The organism is Mycetocola sp. Y171 (genome assembly GCF_056713165.1).
Genome location: NZ_JBWYGX010000001.1, coordinates 177,847 through 193,063 on the forward strand (window position 1 = coordinate 177,847; position 15,217 = coordinate 193,063).

A 15,217-nucleotide genomic window follows, 5' to 3' on the forward strand; every position below is an offset into this window, starting at 1 on the left:
TCCTAAGCGTCGGCCCTCAAAAGGGCGAGGCGCGTTTCGGAAGCTGAGCCCGGGTCGGCGTGATAGATCACGACCACTTGCCCGGTGTCGCGTTCCCCTACTGAGAGCTTTTCGTACAGGAGGTCGAGTTCCCCCACAACCGGATGCAAGAGGAGGGATCGCCCTGCGGCCTTGGGACGCACGTCGTGTCTTGCCCACAACGAGGCGAACTCCGGACTTTGAACGACCAGCTCACTCACGAGTGCACCGAGCGTCGGGTCACCGTTGTCAGCACCCTGCTGCGCTCGCAGCCCGGCCACAGTTGTTTCCGTCATCCGACTCCAGTCGCGGTACAGCGATCTCACGTCGGGGTCCAGGAACGCAGCCCGCACCAGATTGACACCTGGGGTGAATATTGGCGACAGTGCCCGTGCCATCTCGTTTGACGCCAGCACGTCGAGTGTCCTGCTTTGAACGTATGCGGGCGTGGACGTCCACAGATAGAGCAATTGCCGGAGTCCCACCGCGACGTTGTCGGCCTTCGCGCTCGTCGGCCGAACGAACGGTCGAGCAAGGGCGAAGAGATGGACGGTCGCGTCGTCGTCGAGCTGGAGCGCACGGGCCAGACCGGCGATGACCGACTCCGACGGATGCCGTTCGCGGCCTTGTTCGAGGCGCAGGTAGTACTCACTGCTGATCCCTGCCAACATCGCGACCTCTTCACGACGCAACCCGGGCACTCGACGCCGGGTCGTCGCGCGGATCCCCACATCGGTCGGGGTGATCTGCTCGCGACGCGCGCGGAGGAAGTCACCGATCCGGTTACCCCCGCTGGCCATGCCCCTCATGCTACTCGCGCAGCAAGTCGCTGTCCTGACCGTGCCACTACCAGTACCCGCTCACCCACGACTGCCGGTATGGATGCCGAATTCTCGCTGTTCCATCAGGCAACAGAAGGAGAAGCACATGACCCGCATCACATCCGATTTCGGATTCACCTCAACCGCCGAAGACGTCACCGAAGGCATCGACCTCCGGGGACAACGAGCAATCGTCACCGGCGCCTCATCCGGCATCGGTGTCGAAACAGCCCGAGTCCTGGCGCTCAGGGGCGCCGACGTCACCCTCGCCGTCAGAAATGTCGGCGCCGGCGAACAAACTGCCGCGGAGATCACATCTTCAACCGGCAACCCCGACGTGCGGGCGATTCAGCTCGACGTCTCCGACCTCAGCTCAGTCCGCACCTTCGTTTCAGACTGGACCGGCCCGCTGCACCTGCTCATCAACAATGCCGGAGTCATGGCCACGCCAGAGGAACGAACCGCAGACGGGGTCGAACTGCAGTTCATGACCAACTACCTGGGCCCGTTCGCGCTGGCGCTGGGCCTGTACCCGTCACTCGCGGCCGCCCATGGTGCCCGCGTTGTGTCGGTCAGTTCCAGCGGTCATCTCATCTCACCGGTCGTCTTCGATGACCTGAACTTCAGATTCCGTCCCTACGATCCGCTGGCGGCGTACGGACAGTCCAAGACAGCGTCCATCCTGTTCGGCGTCGCGGCCCGTACTCGCTGGGCAGGAGACGGCATTACCGTGAACGCGGTCATGCCAGGAGCCATCGCCACCAATCTGCAGAAGCACACCGGCGGCCTGAAGACGCCGCCGGCCGGCCGGAAGACGATCGAACAGGGCGCGGCCACAACGCTCTTCGTCGCGACATCACCGTTCCTTCACGACATCAGCGGACGCTACTTCGAAGACAGCAATGAGGCGATCACCGTGCAGGACGGGAACGGATGGATGTCGGGGGTCGCGTTCTACGCGCTCGACCCTGGTAACGCCGACCGCCTGTGGGAGCAGTCGCTCCAGCTCATCACCCTCTGAACCCCTCACACGAAAGGCCCGACATGAACACGCCAACAACCGCTCCCGTCGTCGGATTCATCGGACTCGGCGATCAAGGCGCCCCCATGGCCCGCGCCGTCGCCGACTCCCCGTTCCCACTCCGCGTCTGGGCGCGGCGGTCGGCGTCGCTTGATGCGGTCGCCGGATCGCCGCACACCGTTGATCCCTCCCCCGCTGCCCTTGGCGCGGCATCCGACATCGTCTTGCTCGTCCTCCGCGACGATGCCGATGTCGAAGGGATACTCACCGACGGGGGCCTCCTCAACGCGATGCGCCCCGGGTCGATCGTCGTCAACCACGGCACCGGAGACCCGCAGACCGCCCGACGCTTCGCAACCCTGGCCGCTGACCGCGACATCGCATTCCTCGATGCCCCGGTCAGTGGAGGCGGCCCAGGCGCGGAAGCGCGAAGCCTGACCACGATCGTCGGCGGGGACCACGACGCTTTCACCGCCGCCGAGCCGGTGTTCGACACATTTTCCGACTCCGTCGTCTTCATGGGCGCTTCAGGTGCCGGACAGCAGGCCAAGCTCCTGAACAACGCCCTGACCATGACCAACCTGCGGAACGCGGAGCAGGTCTTCGCGATGGCAGACAGCACCGGAGTCGACGTGGCCGCGCTTCAGCGGCTTCTCGCGACGAGCAGTGGAGGCAGCTTCATCATCCAGGCTCTCGGGACGCAGATCACCCCAGCTCTCGCGCCGCACCTCCAGGGGCTCATGCGCAAAGACATCGAGCACTTCGCCGACGCACTGGGTCGCCTGGGCGCCGACGTCACGGACCTGCGAAACCGTGGTCTTGCCGGCGCGGACGGCCTGATCGCGGTGACCGAGCTCCTGAGTGTGCTCCCGGCCCAGGCGGAGCGCTCGAGGCGAGAGTGACAGAATCGACGTGCATACATCGACGAACGGATAAGCATGGCCCTCCCGACATTTGACACGATCGTCACCTATTCGGACGGGGCGACCACCTCCACGGGGACCGTGCTGCACATCGAGGCACTGCCAGGGGGGCGCTCAGCGGTCATCCTCGACAGGACCGCATTTCACCCGGTCGATACCGCGTGGCCGGATCAACCCGCTGACCGCGGCATCCTCACCACGACCCACGGACAACAGCCCATTGTGGATGCGGTCACTGGCGGCATTCATGGCGGCCGACTTCATCTTGCAGGGGACCTGCCCATCCGCACGGGAACGGACGGCTGGACCTTCGTCGTTGCTCACATCACCGAAGGGCCGCCGCCGGCGATCGGCGATTCCGTTCAGATCGCCGTCGACCAGGACTACCGTGCGTCGCTTTCCGCTGCACACACCGCCTGCCACCTCGCATCGCTCGCGCTCGATGCGGCGCTGGCAGCGGCCTGGACCAAGACCGCGCCAACAGACGGGTTGGGCAACCCGGCCTTCGACGCGCTGGCGATACAGAGCTCACGCATACACCCGCACCGGTCCACCGACACCTACCGCATCGGCAAGTCCCTGCGCCGCAAAGGCTTCTCGCCCATCGCCCTCGCTGATCCCTCCGTGGTCGCAGAGCGCGTCAATGCTCAACTTTCGGACTGGATCGCGTCCGGCGGACCTGTACGAATCGAACGAGACAATGACGCGCTCTCGGCCCGACGCACCTGGGTGTGCGAACTCCCCGCCGGCCGCACCGACATCCCCTGCGGTGGCACCCACATCCGCGACATCACCGAGCTCGCAAGCATCACCACCTCGCTTACCACCCGCGAGATCGACGGTGGATTCGAATTGACCATGGAAACGGTTGCGACCCCGAGCTGAAACCACCTGCTCAAAGTCTCGGCATCCTCACCCCGTTCACTACAGTCGAGCTGCTCGCGCTCGCGCCTTGATCTCGAGGATGATGTCGGTCTTGGCGTCCGCGTAGGCGTTCATGTCGTCCCATCGGTCACGGAGCAGCGACCTCTTCGTGCTCTCGTAGAGACCACGATCGTCTGGGTTGGAGCGCAGCCAGTCCCGGAGCAGCAGATACTCGTCCACCGCAGGATCGCCCTGCTCATAGATGTGCACGTGAACGTCGCGGGCGGGCGTACGCACGAGACGGTGCCCCGGTTCGCGGACCCGCAGTTCGTATCCGGAGACCAGCAAAGCGTCGAGGTAGTCCTCTTCGGCGGTGATGTCGTCGACGGTGACCACGATGTCGATGATCGGTTTCGCCGCCAGCCCGGGAACGGAGGTGGAGCCGATGTGTTCGACGCCGACATGTGCTGCCGCGAGAGCGTCCAGGATCCGGCGTCGGTGATCCCGGTAGAGTCCGACCCATCGCTCGTCATAGGGGTGGAGTTCGAGCTTGAGGGGTTCCGGGCCGCCCACCAGGTCCACCTCGGCAACGTCTGGCCGGCGCGCACCGCTGCTTTTCTTCACGAGGATATCCTCGCACCGGGGACGCGCCTCCTCCTCCGGCGGCTCGTTCAGCGTTGTCGAAGCCTCTGCAGTTGCCATTCGTGGACGTCGGCCAACCATTCCAACGGCGCCGACGGGCCGACCCGCGAATCCGTACTGTCAGCACCGTCTCGCAAAGCACGAAGGTAGGCGCGATCCTGTTCGATTCGCGCCCGCAGTTGATCGGGACCGGCGACGGATCCGTGGCCGGGAACGACAGCGACGACATCGCCTGCCAGTCCCTCGAACATTTGCAGTGCGGCGGCGTAATCGTCGATCGGGTCTGACGCATCGAGGTCGAGGAACGGGATCAGGATGTCGGAGAGCATGTCGCCGGCGACGAGAACTCCGCGCTCCTCGACGACGAGCGCTGCATGGCCCGGCGCGTGGGCCTGGTGCTCGAGGATCCGGACCGTGGGCCCATCCCACGGAACCCGGCTCGCTCCGGCGGGCAGCGCGGTGATTCGTCCGAACAGGTCCATCGGAATCGCCTCCGCGTACTCCGGCGGGAGCATCCCGGCCACCTGCGCTTTCCAGTCCGGTAGTGACAGCAGATCGCTGAGGGCTGCCGCACACCGGGCGGTGCCGTACCGTGGCACATCTCCGAAGTTCGCGTGCCAGAGCGCGTGGTCCCAGTCTGGATGCGTGGCGAAACCCGCGACGACCGGTTTGCCAAGCCTGCGGAGTTCGTCCGCCAGGGATTCCATTTCATCCGCTGTGATCCCGGGGTCGATGAGCAGCACCCCGTCCTGGCCCTCGACGACCACCGAGTTGCTGTGAATGAACTCGCTCTCGTGCGTGAAAACGCCCTCTGCGATCTGCGTGAACATGAGGTTCCTTCCTTCTGTGGTTTCAGGGGATATGGTTCGGGTGCATCGGTCTTCAGCCCAGCGCGATAGCGGCGACCGCGATCGTGCAGACACCGATCCCTGCACGCTGAGCGATCCCGATCCGCTCCCCGAGGAAGCCGGCCGCGAGCGCCACGGTGACGGCTGGGTAGAGGGATGCGAGAACGGAAGCGATTCCGAGATTGATCGCTCCAACCGCGATCAGGAAAGCCAGGGTGCCCAGTGCGCCAAGCACCCCGGATGCGCTCCCCCAGCCGAGCACTCCAGCCGTAGGCCGCCAGACCTGTCCCAGACTCGCGGCCGTGATGATCGTCAGAACGGCTCCGATCGACTGATTGGCGGCGAGCGGCAGCAGACCTGCGTCATCGCCGATCTGCGCCAGCGCGATGAAGAGAATCCCGAAACCCACCCCCGCGAGTGTCCCGTCGATCAGTGCTGCTCGCGCGTCGGTGCGCGGGTGTGGAGAGGGATCGTAGGAGACGAGCCAGATGCCTGGCAGCGCGACACACATGCCCGCCCAGACCAGCCAACCGGGGCGTTCACCGAAGGCGACCCCCGCCAGTACCGGCAGCACTGCCGCCCCGACGGCTGAGATCGGGGCGACGAGACCCATCCGCCCGCGAGCGAGGCCGCGGTAAAGGAAGATGCTCCCGGTCGCCGAGCCTCCGCCAGCAAGGAGCGCCCAGGCGAAGTCCAGCATCGCCGGGCGAGCCGGCAGCGCCATCCCGGCCACGAGCATCACGACCGCACCCGCGCTTTGCCCGACCAGCACAACCTGCCATGTGGAATAGCGGCGCGACCCGACCCCGCCGATGAAGTCCGAGGCACCATACGCGAGGGCTGACGCGAGCGCCAGGAGAATGCCGATGCTCATGGGATCGAGTCTGACCTTGAGGCGGACTGGTCAACAGGTCCGCTCAGGTACCCAAAGAATGGACCATTTGGTCTAATGGGACCATGACGGTGAAGTGGGCACGGAGCGGCCCGGACCTGCTCGTGACGCTTGATCGCGAAGCGGGGGCGGTGGGGAGTCAAATCCAGGATCAGTTGCGGTCGGCGATCCGTGATCAGCGCCTCGGCTCCGGGGAGCGCCTGCCGTCGACCCGGCGCCTGGCCGAGTTGCTCGGCGTCTCACGTGGCACGGTTGTTGATGCCTACGAGCAGTTGCTCGCCGAAGGTTACGTCGAGTCGGTCGTCGGTTCCGGCACTCGCGTGGCGGCGATCCAGTCGTCATCCGGAAGATCGCCCGGGGAAGCCGCCCCCGGCCCTCTCCCGGGGAAAACCGGATCATCCCGGTTGGTAGAGATCAATTTCGAGTACGGCGTCCCCGACCTCGGCTCGGTGCCATTGACCGACTGGAGCTGGGCGGTATCCGAGGCGACACGCACCCTTCCAACCGCGGAGTTGGGCGACGAGGATCTGGCGGGATCGAGCCATTTGCGGGCGGTCGTCACCGCCTACCATCGCCGCGTGCGGTCAGGTTGCGCCGGCGTGGAGGACGCCGTGATCGTCTCGGGATTCCGGCAAGGGCTGACCTTCGCCCTCGCAACGCTCGCACGGCACGGCATCCGGCGCATCGGGCTGGAGAATCCGGGCCCGCGCGAGCATGACGTGATCGCGCGCCGCGCCGGCCTCGACGTCGTGCCGGTTCCCGTCGACGACCTCGGCCTCGATGTTGACCGACTTCGCGCGAGCGGGGCTCGGGCGGTGCTGGTGACACCGGCCCACCAATGCCCAACGGGTGTCGCACTCGATCCATCGCGGCGACGCGAGCTGGTCGCGTGGGCCGACGAGGTCGACGGGGTGATCCTCGAGGACGATTACGACGCCGAGTTCCGCTACGACCGTCAGCCCATCGGGTCGCTGCAGGGACTGCACTCTGGCCGGGTGATCGCACTCGGATCTGTCAGCAAAACCCTCGCACCCGCCATCCGGCTGGGTTGGGTGCTCGCGCCTCCCCAGTTCGTTGGAGGGATCATCGAGGAAAAGCGGCTGAGCAGTCGAGGGGCTCCCGGCCTGGACCAGGAAGCACTGGCCCTTCTCATGGAATCGGGCCGTTTCGACCGCCATCTGCGACGGATGCGGGAGGTTTACCGCGCCCGCCGTGACACGCTGGCATCCGAGGTCGAACTCCACTTCGGACCGGGACGGCTTCACGGGCTGCTGGCCGGATGCCATGCACTTCTCTCTCTGCCCCCCGGGTCATCCGAGCGAGCGATAGCGGCGCGTGCGGCGACGATGGGGGTCCGCGTCAATCCTCTCAGCCACTATCGACTCACGACCGCAAACACTGAGACCGAGTCGCCAGCACTCCCGCCGGCGCTCGTGCTCGGCTTCGGCAACACCTCCGAAGACCAGATTCGCCGCGGCACTCGCGTTCTTGCCGACGCGGTTCGCGCCGAGACCACAATCACGCCCTCGTAGCGGCCGCCGCTGGGCGGAACACTGACGAATGGGTGCCTATTGTCTGTTGGCGTCGATCTCACGCACATGGATGCGAACGAGATCCTCGATCAGACGATTCGGCAGGGTCTTGTCCAGCGTGAATTGGATCGCGTGTTCGCTGGTCTTGTAGTCCCTTGAGCTGGTCCTTCATCTCCTCGATCGCCCAGGACGACGGGTAAAAAGTCATGTGCCTTTTTGACGCCGTGAAGTACACCAGCGCCCGGTTCTTGTACTTGAGGGTCGGCATTCCGTAGCTCATGGTCTCTTCGGTATCTGGCACGAGTTCCGCGACAAGCGCGCGAATCCGTTCGAGTTCTGCCCGGTACGCGGGGTCGAGTGCATTGAGATACTCTTCGACGCTCTTCGCTTTCTCAGCCATGACATGAGTTTAACTGTGGCCACCGTGGGGCGTTCCGTCCTGACATCGGGTGCGAGATAAGGGGCCTGTTCGTCATGTGGCCGCTGTGATCGCCTTGACGATCCTCGTCACGCCGAACTCCCATGCATGCTCGATATTTCCTCCGAGATTGAAGCCACCGTTCAGTTCCATGCTGACAAAGCCGGCGGCCCATGCGGTGAGGGTTCGTGCAGCTTCGAGCGCGTTTTCCGAACCGGCGAGTGCGCCTGCCAGGTGGAGGACGGCCTGACTCGCCGCGGCCCCGAACTCGGGCCGTGCAACCGGAGTTCCGGCCCCGGGCGACATGATCAGCTGAAAGGCAGCGGGATGCTCGTGGCCGAAGGCACGGAACCGGTTCGCGAGTTCCACGAGATCCGGTACGGAATTCAGGCGGTGGGCCAGGTCGGTCAGGCTCGCCTCGGCCACAAGCTGGATGAGTTCATCCCGGCTTTGCACGCGCTTGTAGAGAGAGGGGGCACGTACACCCACGCGATGCGCGACGGCCTGCATCGTGAGACCGCCCAGCCCGTCTTCTTCGAGAAGGTGGCGGGCGGCCAGCACAATGGCGTCGAGAGAGGTCTTGTCCGGAGTAGGCATAGACTCAGTATAGCTATTGACAGTAGCCATGATGGCTACGTACGATAGCCAACATGCAACTCGACAGATTTCTCCACCGCATTGGCAACGACATCGTTGCGGCATACCTCGTCATCACGCCCGAGGGCGTGACCGTCATCGACGCGGGCCTCGCCGGCCACTGGCGGGACCTGCTCGCTGAACTCAACTCGGCCGGTCGCACGATCGATGACATCAAAGGGGTGATCCTGACGCACGGCGATTCTGACCACGTTGGATTCGCCGAACGGCTACGCCGCGACCACGGAGTGCCCGTCTACATTCACCCGGGCGACGCGGGCCGAGCGAAGGGCGGCTCGAAGCCCGCAACCGCGAAGCAGTCGATGCGTTGGGGCCCGTTGCTCGGGTTTGCGGCATACTCGCTCCGCAAGGGCGGGATCCGAACAACCTGGCTTACCGAGGTCGTCGAGGTGCGAGATGGCGAGACACTTGATCTTCCCGGCTCCCCGCAGATCATCGGGATGCCCGGGCATTCCGAAGGGAGCATCGCTGTGTACGTCCCCATCGCAGATGCCGTATTCGTGGGCGACGGTCTCACAACTCGCCACGTGCTCACTGGCGAGACGGGCCCCCAGCCTGCACCGTTCACCGATGAGCCGGACGAGGCGATCACGTCGCTGCGTGCCATCGTTGGCACCGGTGCGACGTGGGTTCTGCCCGGCCATGGGGCTCCATGGAAATCCGGCGTCGAGGCCGCGGTCGCCGCCGTCGAGACTGCGGCGCGCAAGGCAAAGTAGCGCCTCGCAGTTTCACGGGCAGACGCGAACCCTGCGCCCGTCAAAGCTGACGACGTCTCCGAGCTGCAGCTGCCTTCCGCGTCGGCGATCGACCTCGCCGTTCACGGCCACGAGGCCGTCGAGAATGGCCTCTTTCACGTCTCCGCCGGAATCGAAGAGGCCAGCGAATTTCAGGAACTGCCCGAGTCGAATGACCTCACCACCGATCGCGACATCGTCGATCTGAGCCGGATTCGTCATCCCCGAATCCTAGTCGGCCTGATGCTCGCCCCTGAGCCGATCACCGACTGAACACCAACCCTCAGCGGAGTATCCGCCGCAACTCCCTACTACGGCCAGGTAACCTCACGCGCCGGAGCGACGGCGGCATTCAGGATCATGCGATCAGCAAGTGGCCGCTCGAGGTCGACGGTGAACGGTGTCGGCGGATTCGACTGGCAGGTTCGGATTCCGCCCGTATTCGGGTGAACTCCGATGACGAGTTCAACGGTGGTCGCGGTCTCGACGAGTTCGATGAGCTCGATCCGACCGGTCGCCGGCTGGCCCGAGTTGCAGTCGTGCTCACTGACGAGCAGGGCGATTCGTTCGTCTCCACTCTGAGGCAGTGCATCCGGGTCGAGCGTCACTCCAGCCTCGGTGAACGAACCGAGATCTATCGTCGGTGTGCGATTCGTTGATCGCTGAAGCCCCCATGGTGCCTCGAGAGGAAGTGCCTGCTCTGCGCCCGCGCCGATCGTGATCAGTGCGTATGAGCTGATGTCCCCTGCACCCATATCTAGGGGCTCTTCGAGCTCGTGCATGACGGTCACCAGCTCTGCGCTCTCGTGTGCGATCAACCATTCGGAGAGTGGCTCTTCGATGCCAACCAGGGGGTCTTCAAGCACAGCCACCACCTCGGCCGGAAGCTCGGTAGCCGGCCTCGGTGTGGTCAGCGCCTGCGCTGGCACTGGAGTGCCTCGGCACATGAGCATCTCGTCGGAATTGCTGCTGCTCGCCGGCTCCTTCACCGTGGCGCGTTCCGCAGCGGGTGGCGGACCGGCCGAAGCACACGCCGCGAGCAGGAGGACGCTGAGAGCGGCCGGAATCGTGAACGCGACGGCCGAGCGATGCCGTGCCCTTCGAGGGGATACTCCCCGCTCTGACTGTCGTCGCATGTCGTGATCCTACTCAGCGCCGGGGGCGGCGGACAGTGACTCGTCCCGACCCTGTCGGCGTTGCGCGAGGCCACTTGAACAGGCGATAGACCAGAGGATGTTCTCGTTCATGATTGTCCTTCATTGATTCGCGACGGGAGGCGTGCCTGGCACTGAATCCATACCCTGTCTATGTGCCGAACGGACGTCTTCTTGCGTTGCACGACGGTTCACAGTGGTCGGTGAGCCATCGCGACGACCCTCGGTGATCTGACGTGATCGGACGCTCCTTCCGGAGAGAGGCCTCCGAACGAAGCCTCTCGGAGTACGATCCGGTGAAACGCGCTGCGCGCATCAAGGGAGGATCCCGATGAGACCACTTCGATACTCGATCAACATCACGCTCGACGGCTGCTGCCATCACGAGGCGGGGCTTCCCCCTGACGAGGAGTCGATGCGCTATTGGACTGCTGAGATGGAACGAGCCGATGCCCTGGTGTTCGGCCGGGTGACCTACGAGATGATGGAATCGGCGTGGCGGAAGCCGGCCACGGGTATGTGGCCCGACTGGATGGATGAATGGGAGGTCCCATTCGCCGAGACCATCGACCGGGCGAAGAAGTACGTCGTGTCGGGCACGCTGAGCGAGGTCGATTGGAATGCCGAGCTGGTCAACGGCGACGTGGCGCAAACGGTTCAGCGGCTCAAGGAGGAGCCAGGTGAGGGCCTGTGGGTCGGTGGTGTGACGCTTCCCCTGGCGTTGGCAGATCTGGGTTTGATCGACGAGTACGAATTCCTCGTTCAGCCGGTCCTTGCCGGACACGGGCCGACGTTGCTCGCCGGTCTGCGGGAGCGCATCCAGTTGGAGCTCGTGGATCGCCACGAGTTCCGGTCGGGCGCGGTCGCCATGCGATACCGACCCCGCGAGTGAGGGTGGACCCTCATCAGGTCCCGATCCGTATGCGCTCTCCTAGATCGACGCGGTTTCCGCAGCGATCATGGTCACGGCGTAGTTGACGACGATGACAACGGCAAGGATGCTGCCGGCATACCAGATACACCAACTGAGCCGCCGATTGAAAATGATGATCCGCGCTGAGGCGACACGAGCCCGGATGGCGTGCGCTTCGGCGATGGCGGTTTGTCGTCCGTAAATCCAGGGGATGTTGACCACGATCTCCATGACGGAGAGCACGGCCAGGAGTTCCATTGCGACGAAAATGAGACCTGAACCTGAGTTCATGGTGGCAAGGGCGACAACGCCGACAAGGCCGAGCGCACCCGCGTTGATGAGTGAGAATCGCTGCCAGACCGTCGCGAACCCGGCGGCCGCCGCATCAATGCTCGGCGCCGATGAGGCTACCTCCGCGGCTGCTGCCCGGCGAAGACGCACGAGCATGTATGTCACGAACGTCGTGTACGGGACTGCGATGAGAATCAGGCCGAACGCTGCGAACATCGGGATGACCACCACGAAAGCCGACAGCGCGGCGACTGGGACCACGGTCGCGGCGTAAACGAGCACAGTCTTCCGCCACGTCCACGGCGAGTCAGTCGGCGTCTGTACTGGGTTCGAAGAGACACCCTCTCCGTCATGCGCTGGTGACAGGTCGGCCGGCTGGGTCATGACGTCACCATATCGGTCGGGACGCGCGCGATGTCGACTGAGGCAAACTCACCCAACGGAATCGTCGACGCTCTTCGTAGGGCGTCTCGTCGATGAGGAACTGGACGTGGGGTTTTCCTCGGGTGGTGACGTGCAACTCTCCTGGGATGACCCCTGTCAGGCGGACTTCGTTGTCGGACTCATGAATGCTCTCCAGAATCAGGTCGCCGGTGCCACCCGTGGCGTCCCACCTGAAGCTGATGGCGTCAGAGATCCGAAGCAGGATTCGGTACCTCGCGACTGGGCGGCGAGCCCCGAATTCTGTGCCCTCGACGTAGCCCCAGACGGTGAACGCGCCCCCATTGCAGCTTGCTTCATCCATTGGGAAGAACGGGTCATCGATCTGGTCGAATGTGACGGGAATCAACACATCCCCTAACCGCTATGACGCCGCGGGTAGTCGAACCCTCTGAGTGACAACGAGCGGCGGCGGCGGGCGATGATCGCCGCGTGCGGCCGCTTGCCAGGATCGGCTCGGGTGTGGGTCTCGACGATCTCGAAGCCAGCGGCGGTCAACTCATCTCGCATAAGCGGGACCGGCCAGAAGTACGCCGTCACGACGGCGTGGTCGAACGCTGTGATTTGCTCACCCTCGAAGAAGCCGAGAAGAAGTGATCCGTCCGGTTCGATGCATCGGGCGAACTCGCTGAGCACCGCCGGTACATCATGCGGCGGGGTGTGGATGAGCGAGTACCACGAGAGGATCGCGGCCAGTGCACCGTCGTCAGCTGGCAGCGCTTCGAGCGTTGCGACTCGAAATGGAACCTCAGGAAATCGGGCAGTTGCATGATCGATGAACTCACTCACCATGTCGATGCCTTCGGCAGCCACCCCGTGGTCATGCAGGAACTTTGTCCAGTGGCCGGGGCCGCATCCGGCGTCGATCGTCGGGCCGTCGATATCACGAGCCCAACCTGAGATGAGATCCTGATCCTCTTCCGCCATCGCGGAGAGCGAGCCGAGTACCTCCGTGTATTCGCCGGCTCTCTCGGCGTAAGCGCGCCGCACTGCATCCGTCAGCATGCAACCAACCTAGCCGCGCATCATCCCTGCCACCGATGCGCAGTCGACCTGCGCGACAGAATCGTCCCGCACATCCGGCACATTACCCAACCCGTCCGCCCCGCGCGACGAGAGTGCCAGCGTGAGTCAGTCGTCGGTATCGGTCCAGGAGGCGATGTCCACGCCGTGGTTGTCGGGCGACGCGAGCGACCACCAGTCGGGAGCGTGCGAATCGTCAGCAAGCCGTCCTCCGGCGGCGAGCGCGGCGTTCACTCGTGCCTGTGCCTGATCGGCCGGCACAAAGACGTCGAAATGCGTGCGGCCTCTCGCCGGAGTGTCGTCAGTGATCGGGTTGAAGGCGAGCTGCGGCCCGCAGCGCAGCGGATCGACGGCATCCGTGTCGCCGTACGGTTCGTAGCCCAGTGCGGCCGTGAAGAACGGTCGCACGTCGGTCTGGGAATGCTGGGCGACGTAAATGCCGATCGACTGCGCGAGCGAGGGATCGGCGGCCAGCAGCAGTCCGGCTGCTGCCTCGGATACGGCGGCCGCAAAATCTACAGCGGCAACGGGGATGCCTTCCAGACCCCGGTACGGGATGCGCACGACGACACCCTCGGGACGCACGTCGATGTCGGGCAGTATGCCGAATCTCTTAGCGGCGGCGACGATCGGATCGAGAAGGCTTGAGGCGTGGGAGAGGGAGGTCGCGGTGAAGACGCCCTGCGGGCCTGTGCCTGTGACACGCCAGTCCGAAACGCCTGGCCTCCGGTGGAACTCCGCCGCCGTAATCCATTCCAATCCGCTCGTCGACTCGTCCATGGAGAGCTCCTTCGCACGCTGCGAGTCCCCCGCCCCGGAACGGGCGGGACCCCGCGCGGAGTCCACGGTACTCGGACCTCGCGGAGCGGCGCCAGCGTGACGTGACACCGCCGCTGCCGCTGTTCGAGAAGGATTCGTGACGGGCGCCGTGAATTACTCGGTGCGGTTATCCTCCCTCCCCTTTGCGGACCCTCAGCGGGGACCTTCAGCGGCACAAAGTATACGTTCAGGCGGGGATTCGGTAGCGCGCTGTGGATGCCGCGACGTACTATGCGGTGAGATTCTTGCTACGGAGGAGAGGCCGCCCGTGACTCAACACACCCTCGAACTTCCAGAGGTCGACTTGGTCTACGACGTGCACGGGCCACTGCCGACCACGGATAGCCGCCCACCGCTGGTGATGATCGGTCAGCCGATGGACGCGAGCGGGTTCCAGGCCCAGGTGAAGTTGTTCGAGGACCGCACCGTCGTGACGTACGACCCGCGCGGCTTGGGCCGGAGCAGACGGAAGGACGGCGGGGTCACGAACGAGCCGGAGACCCAGGCCGAGGACATCCACGCGATCATCCAGGCGCTGGGCGCCGGTCCGGTGGAGATGCTTGCCAGCAGCGGCGGCGCGGTGACCGCGCTCGCGTTGGTGGCGGCGTACCCGGACGATGTGTCGACGCTTGTCGCACACGAGCCGCCGATCGACTGCGTGTTGCCAGATGCAGAAGCTGTCCAGCGGGCCCGGGCGGCATACACCCAGGTTTACCTGGACAAGGGTTGGGGCGCCGGAATGGCCGCGTTCATCGCGATGACGTCGTGGGAGGGCGAGGTCACGGATGAGCACCTCGCCCAGCCCGCGCCCGAACCTGCCGCGTTCGGAATGCCCACGGAGGACGACGGCACACGGGAGGACCCCCTGCTGTCAGACCGCTCCTGGGCGGTGCCCCTCTACCAGCCAGATCTTGAGGCCCTGAAGGCGGCGCCGACCCGGATCGTGGTCGCGGTCGGGGAGGAATCCATGAAGGTCTATACCGGCCGGACTGCGATCGCGTTGGCCGAACAGCTCGGCCAGAAGGCGACGGTCTTCCCCAGCCACCACGGCGGCTTCATGGGTGGCGAGTTCGGCTACGCCGGCCAGCCTGAGGCCTTCGCGGATAAGCTTCGCGAGGTACTCAACCAGCCCTGAAGCCAACATCGTTTCCCGGCCCGTAGGTGAGGCGCGGTAGCTGCGCTCGTTGCTCCTCGGGGTCGTCCCGC

Annotated in this window: 18 protein-coding genes; 7 read left to right on the plus strand and 11 right to left on the minus strand. The window is 64.9% G+C overall.

What is annotated here, in order from left to right:
- Nucleotides 1-2: 2 nt before the first annotated feature.
- Nucleotides 3-818, minus strand: coding sequence for a helix-turn-helix transcriptional regulator (locus AC1M2K_RS00890; protein ID WP_480239462.1), 816 nt, complete (start codon nucleotides 816-818; stop codon nucleotides 3-5).
- A 127-nt stretch (nucleotides 819-945) separates the two neighbouring features.
- Here AC1M2K_RS00890 and AC1M2K_RS00895 point away from each other — a divergent pair, with 127 nt between their 5' ends.
- The 3 genes from AC1M2K_RS00895 to AC1M2K_RS00905 are packed head-to-tail and all read left to right on the plus strand — an operon-like array spanning nucleotide 946 to nucleotide 3,668.
- Nucleotides 946-1,860, plus strand: a complete 915-nt coding sequence (locus AC1M2K_RS00895) for an SDR family NAD(P)-dependent oxidoreductase (RefSeq protein ID WP_480239463.1) — start codon at nucleotides 946-948, stop codon at nucleotides 1,858-1,860.
- A gap of 23 nt (nucleotides 1,861-1,883) precedes the next feature.
- Nucleotides 1,884-2,762, plus strand: coding sequence for an NAD(P)-dependent oxidoreductase (locus tag AC1M2K_RS00900; protein ID WP_480239464.1), 879 nt, complete (start codon nucleotides 1,884-1,886; stop codon nucleotides 2,760-2,762).
- 36 nt (nucleotides 2,763-2,798) lie between these two features.
- Nucleotides 2,799-3,668, plus strand: coding sequence for an alanyl-tRNA editing protein (locus tag AC1M2K_RS00905; protein ID WP_480239465.1), 870 nt, complete (start codon nucleotides 2,799-2,801; stop codon nucleotides 3,666-3,668).
- 39 nt (nucleotides 3,669-3,707) lie between these two features.
- Here the strand turns inward: AC1M2K_RS00905 and AC1M2K_RS00910 are convergent, their stop codons facing one another.
- Genes AC1M2K_RS00910 through AC1M2K_RS00920 form a run of 3 tightly spaced genes read right to left on the minus strand, consistent with a single transcriptional unit; the run spans nucleotide 3,708 to nucleotide 6,011 of the window.
- A complete protein-coding gene (locus AC1M2K_RS00910) occupies nucleotides 3,708-4,271 on the minus strand; it encodes a GrpB family protein (RefSeq protein WP_480239466.1) in 564 nt (187 codons plus the stop codon).
- A 47-nt stretch (nucleotides 4,272-4,318) separates the two neighbouring features.
- Nucleotides 4,319-5,119 carry an MBL fold metallo-hydrolase gene (locus tag AC1M2K_RS00915; RefSeq protein WP_480239467.1) on the minus strand — a complete coding sequence of 267 codons (801 nt, stop codon included), beginning with the start codon at nucleotides 5,117-5,119 and terminating at the stop codon, nucleotides 4,319-4,321.
- Nucleotides 5,120-5,171: 52 nt separating this feature from the next.
- A complete protein-coding gene (locus tag AC1M2K_RS00920) occupies nucleotides 5,172-6,011 on the minus strand; it encodes an EamA family transporter (RefSeq protein ID WP_480239468.1) in 840 nt (279 codons plus the stop codon).
- A gap of 83 nt (nucleotides 6,012-6,094) precedes the next feature.
- Here AC1M2K_RS00920 and pdxR point away from each other — a divergent pair, with 83 nt between their 5' ends.
- Entirely contained in the window at nucleotides 6,095-7,561 is a 1,467-nt protein-coding gene (gene pdxR, locus AC1M2K_RS00925; RefSeq protein ID WP_480239469.1) for a MocR-like pyridoxine biosynthesis transcription factor PdxR, read from the plus strand.
- Between the two features lie 58 nt (nucleotides 7,562-7,619).
- Here the strand turns inward: pdxR and AC1M2K_RS00930 are convergent, their stop codons facing one another.
- Nucleotides 7,620-7,961, minus strand: a complete 342-nt coding sequence (locus tag AC1M2K_RS00930; protein ID WP_480239470.1) for an iron chaperone — start codon at nucleotides 7,959-7,961, stop codon at nucleotides 7,620-7,622.
- Between the two features lie 72 nt (nucleotides 7,962-8,033).
- Nucleotides 8,034-8,576, minus strand: a complete 543-nt coding sequence (locus tag AC1M2K_RS00935) for a TetR/AcrR family transcriptional regulator (RefSeq protein ID WP_480239471.1) — start codon at nucleotides 8,574-8,576, stop codon at nucleotides 8,034-8,036.
- Nucleotides 8,577-8,629: 53 nt separating this feature from the next.
- On the opposite strand from AC1M2K_RS00935, the gene AC1M2K_RS00940 reads away from it, so the two are divergent.
- Nucleotides 8,630-9,352, plus strand: coding sequence for an MBL fold metallo-hydrolase (locus AC1M2K_RS00940; protein WP_480239472.1), 723 nt, complete (start codon nucleotides 8,630-8,632; stop codon nucleotides 9,350-9,352).
- 12 nt (nucleotides 9,353-9,364) lie between these two features.
- Here AC1M2K_RS00940 and AC1M2K_RS00945 read toward each other — a convergent pair whose 3' ends face one another.
- A complete protein-coding gene (locus tag AC1M2K_RS00945) occupies nucleotides 9,365-9,592 on the minus strand; it encodes an RNA-binding S4 domain-containing protein (protein ID WP_480239473.1) in 228 nt (75 codons plus the stop codon).
- 89 nt (nucleotides 9,593-9,681) lie between these two features.
- Nucleotides 9,682-10,506 (minus strand): hypothetical protein, encoded by an 825-nt coding sequence (locus tag AC1M2K_RS00950; RefSeq protein WP_480239474.1) that lies wholly within the window; start codon nucleotides 10,504-10,506, stop codon nucleotides 9,682-9,684.
- A 349-nt stretch (nucleotides 10,507-10,855) separates the two neighbouring features.
- Here AC1M2K_RS00950 and AC1M2K_RS00955 point away from each other — a divergent pair, with 349 nt between their 5' ends.
- Entirely contained in the window at nucleotides 10,856-11,416 is a 561-nt protein-coding gene (locus tag AC1M2K_RS00955) for a dihydrofolate reductase family protein (protein ID WP_480239475.1), read from the plus strand.
- Nucleotides 11,417-11,455: 39 nt separating this feature from the next.
- Here the strand turns inward: AC1M2K_RS00955 and AC1M2K_RS00960 are convergent, their stop codons facing one another.
- The 3 genes from AC1M2K_RS00960 to AC1M2K_RS00970 form a co-directional block, all read right to left on the minus strand.
- Complete coding sequence (locus AC1M2K_RS00960; RefSeq protein WP_480239476.1) at nucleotides 11,456-12,112, minus strand: hypothetical protein; 657 nt, start codon at nucleotides 12,110-12,112, stop codon at nucleotides 11,456-11,458.
- A 414-nt stretch (nucleotides 12,113-12,526) separates the two neighbouring features.
- Complete coding sequence (locus AC1M2K_RS00965) at nucleotides 12,527-13,174, minus strand: class I SAM-dependent methyltransferase (RefSeq protein WP_480239477.1); 648 nt, start codon at nucleotides 13,172-13,174, stop codon at nucleotides 12,527-12,529.
- Nucleotides 13,175-13,300: 126 nt separating this feature from the next.
- A complete protein-coding gene (locus tag AC1M2K_RS00970) occupies nucleotides 13,301-13,972 on the minus strand; it encodes a VOC family protein (RefSeq protein WP_480239478.1) in 672 nt (223 codons plus the stop codon).
- Nucleotides 13,973-14,279: 307 nt separating this feature from the next.
- On the opposite strand from AC1M2K_RS00970, the gene AC1M2K_RS00975 reads away from it, so the two are divergent.
- The gene (locus AC1M2K_RS00975) at nucleotides 14,280-15,146 is read left to right on the plus strand and encodes an alpha/beta fold hydrolase (RefSeq protein WP_480239479.1); all 867 of its coding nucleotides are present in this window, start codon (nucleotides 14,280-14,282) and stop codon (nucleotides 15,144-15,146) included.
- The last annotated feature ends 71 nt before the right edge of the window (nucleotides 15,147-15,217 follow it).

Coding starts and splice junctions, on each gene's coding strand:
- AC1M2K_RS00890 (WP_480239462.1), bottom strand. CDS start 818: ATGGCCAGCGGGGGTAACCGGATCGGTGACTTCCTCCGCGCGCGTCGC.
- AC1M2K_RS00895 (WP_480239463.1), top strand. CDS start 946: ATGACCCGCATCACATCCGATTTCGGATTCACCTCAACCGCCGAAGAC.
- AC1M2K_RS00900 (WP_480239464.1), top strand. CDS start 1,884: ATGAACACGCCAACAACCGCTCCCGTCGTCGGATTCATCGGACTCGGC.
- AC1M2K_RS00905 (WP_480239465.1), top strand. CDS start 2,799: ATGGCCCTCCCGACATTTGACACGATCGTCACCTATTCGGACGGGGCG.
- AC1M2K_RS00915 (WP_480239467.1), bottom strand. CDS start 5,119: ATGTTCACGCAGATCGCAGAGGGCGTTTTCACGCACGAGAGCGAGTTC.
- AC1M2K_RS00920 (WP_480239468.1), bottom strand. CDS start 6,011: ATGAGCATCGGCATTCTCCTGGCGCTCGCGTCAGCCCTCGCGTATGGT.
- pdxR (WP_480239469.1), top strand. CDS start 6,095: ATGACGGTGAAGTGGGCACGGAGCGGCCCGGACCTGCTCGTGACGCTT.
- AC1M2K_RS00930 (WP_480239470.1), bottom strand. CDS start 7,961: ATGGCTGAGAAAGCGAAGAGCGTCGAAGAGTATCTCAATGCACTCGAC.
- AC1M2K_RS00935 (WP_480239471.1), bottom strand. CDS start 8,576: ATGCCTACTCCGGACAAGACCTCTCTCGACGCCATTGTGCTGGCCGCC.
- AC1M2K_RS00940 (WP_480239472.1), top strand. CDS start 8,630: ATGCAACTCGACAGATTTCTCCACCGCATTGGCAACGACATCGTTGCG.
- AC1M2K_RS00945 (WP_480239473.1), bottom strand. CDS start 9,592: ATGACGAATCCGGCTCAGATCGACGATGTCGCGATCGGTGGTGAGGTC.
- AC1M2K_RS00950 (WP_480239474.1), bottom strand. CDS start 10,506: ATGCGACGACAGTCAGAGCGGGGAGTATCCCCTCGAAGGGCACGGCAT.
- AC1M2K_RS00955 (WP_480239475.1), top strand. CDS start 10,856: ATGAGACCACTTCGATACTCGATCAACATCACGCTCGACGGCTGCTGC.
- AC1M2K_RS00960 (WP_480239476.1), bottom strand. CDS start 12,112: ATGACCCAGCCGGCCGACCTGTCACCAGCGCATGACGGAGAGGGTGTC.
- AC1M2K_RS00965 (WP_480239477.1), bottom strand. CDS start 13,174: ATGCTGACGGATGCAGTGCGGCGCGCTTACGCCGAGAGAGCCGGCGAA.
- AC1M2K_RS00970 (WP_480239478.1), bottom strand. CDS start 13,972: ATGGACGAGTCGACGAGCGGATTGGAATGGATTACGGCGGCGGAGTTC.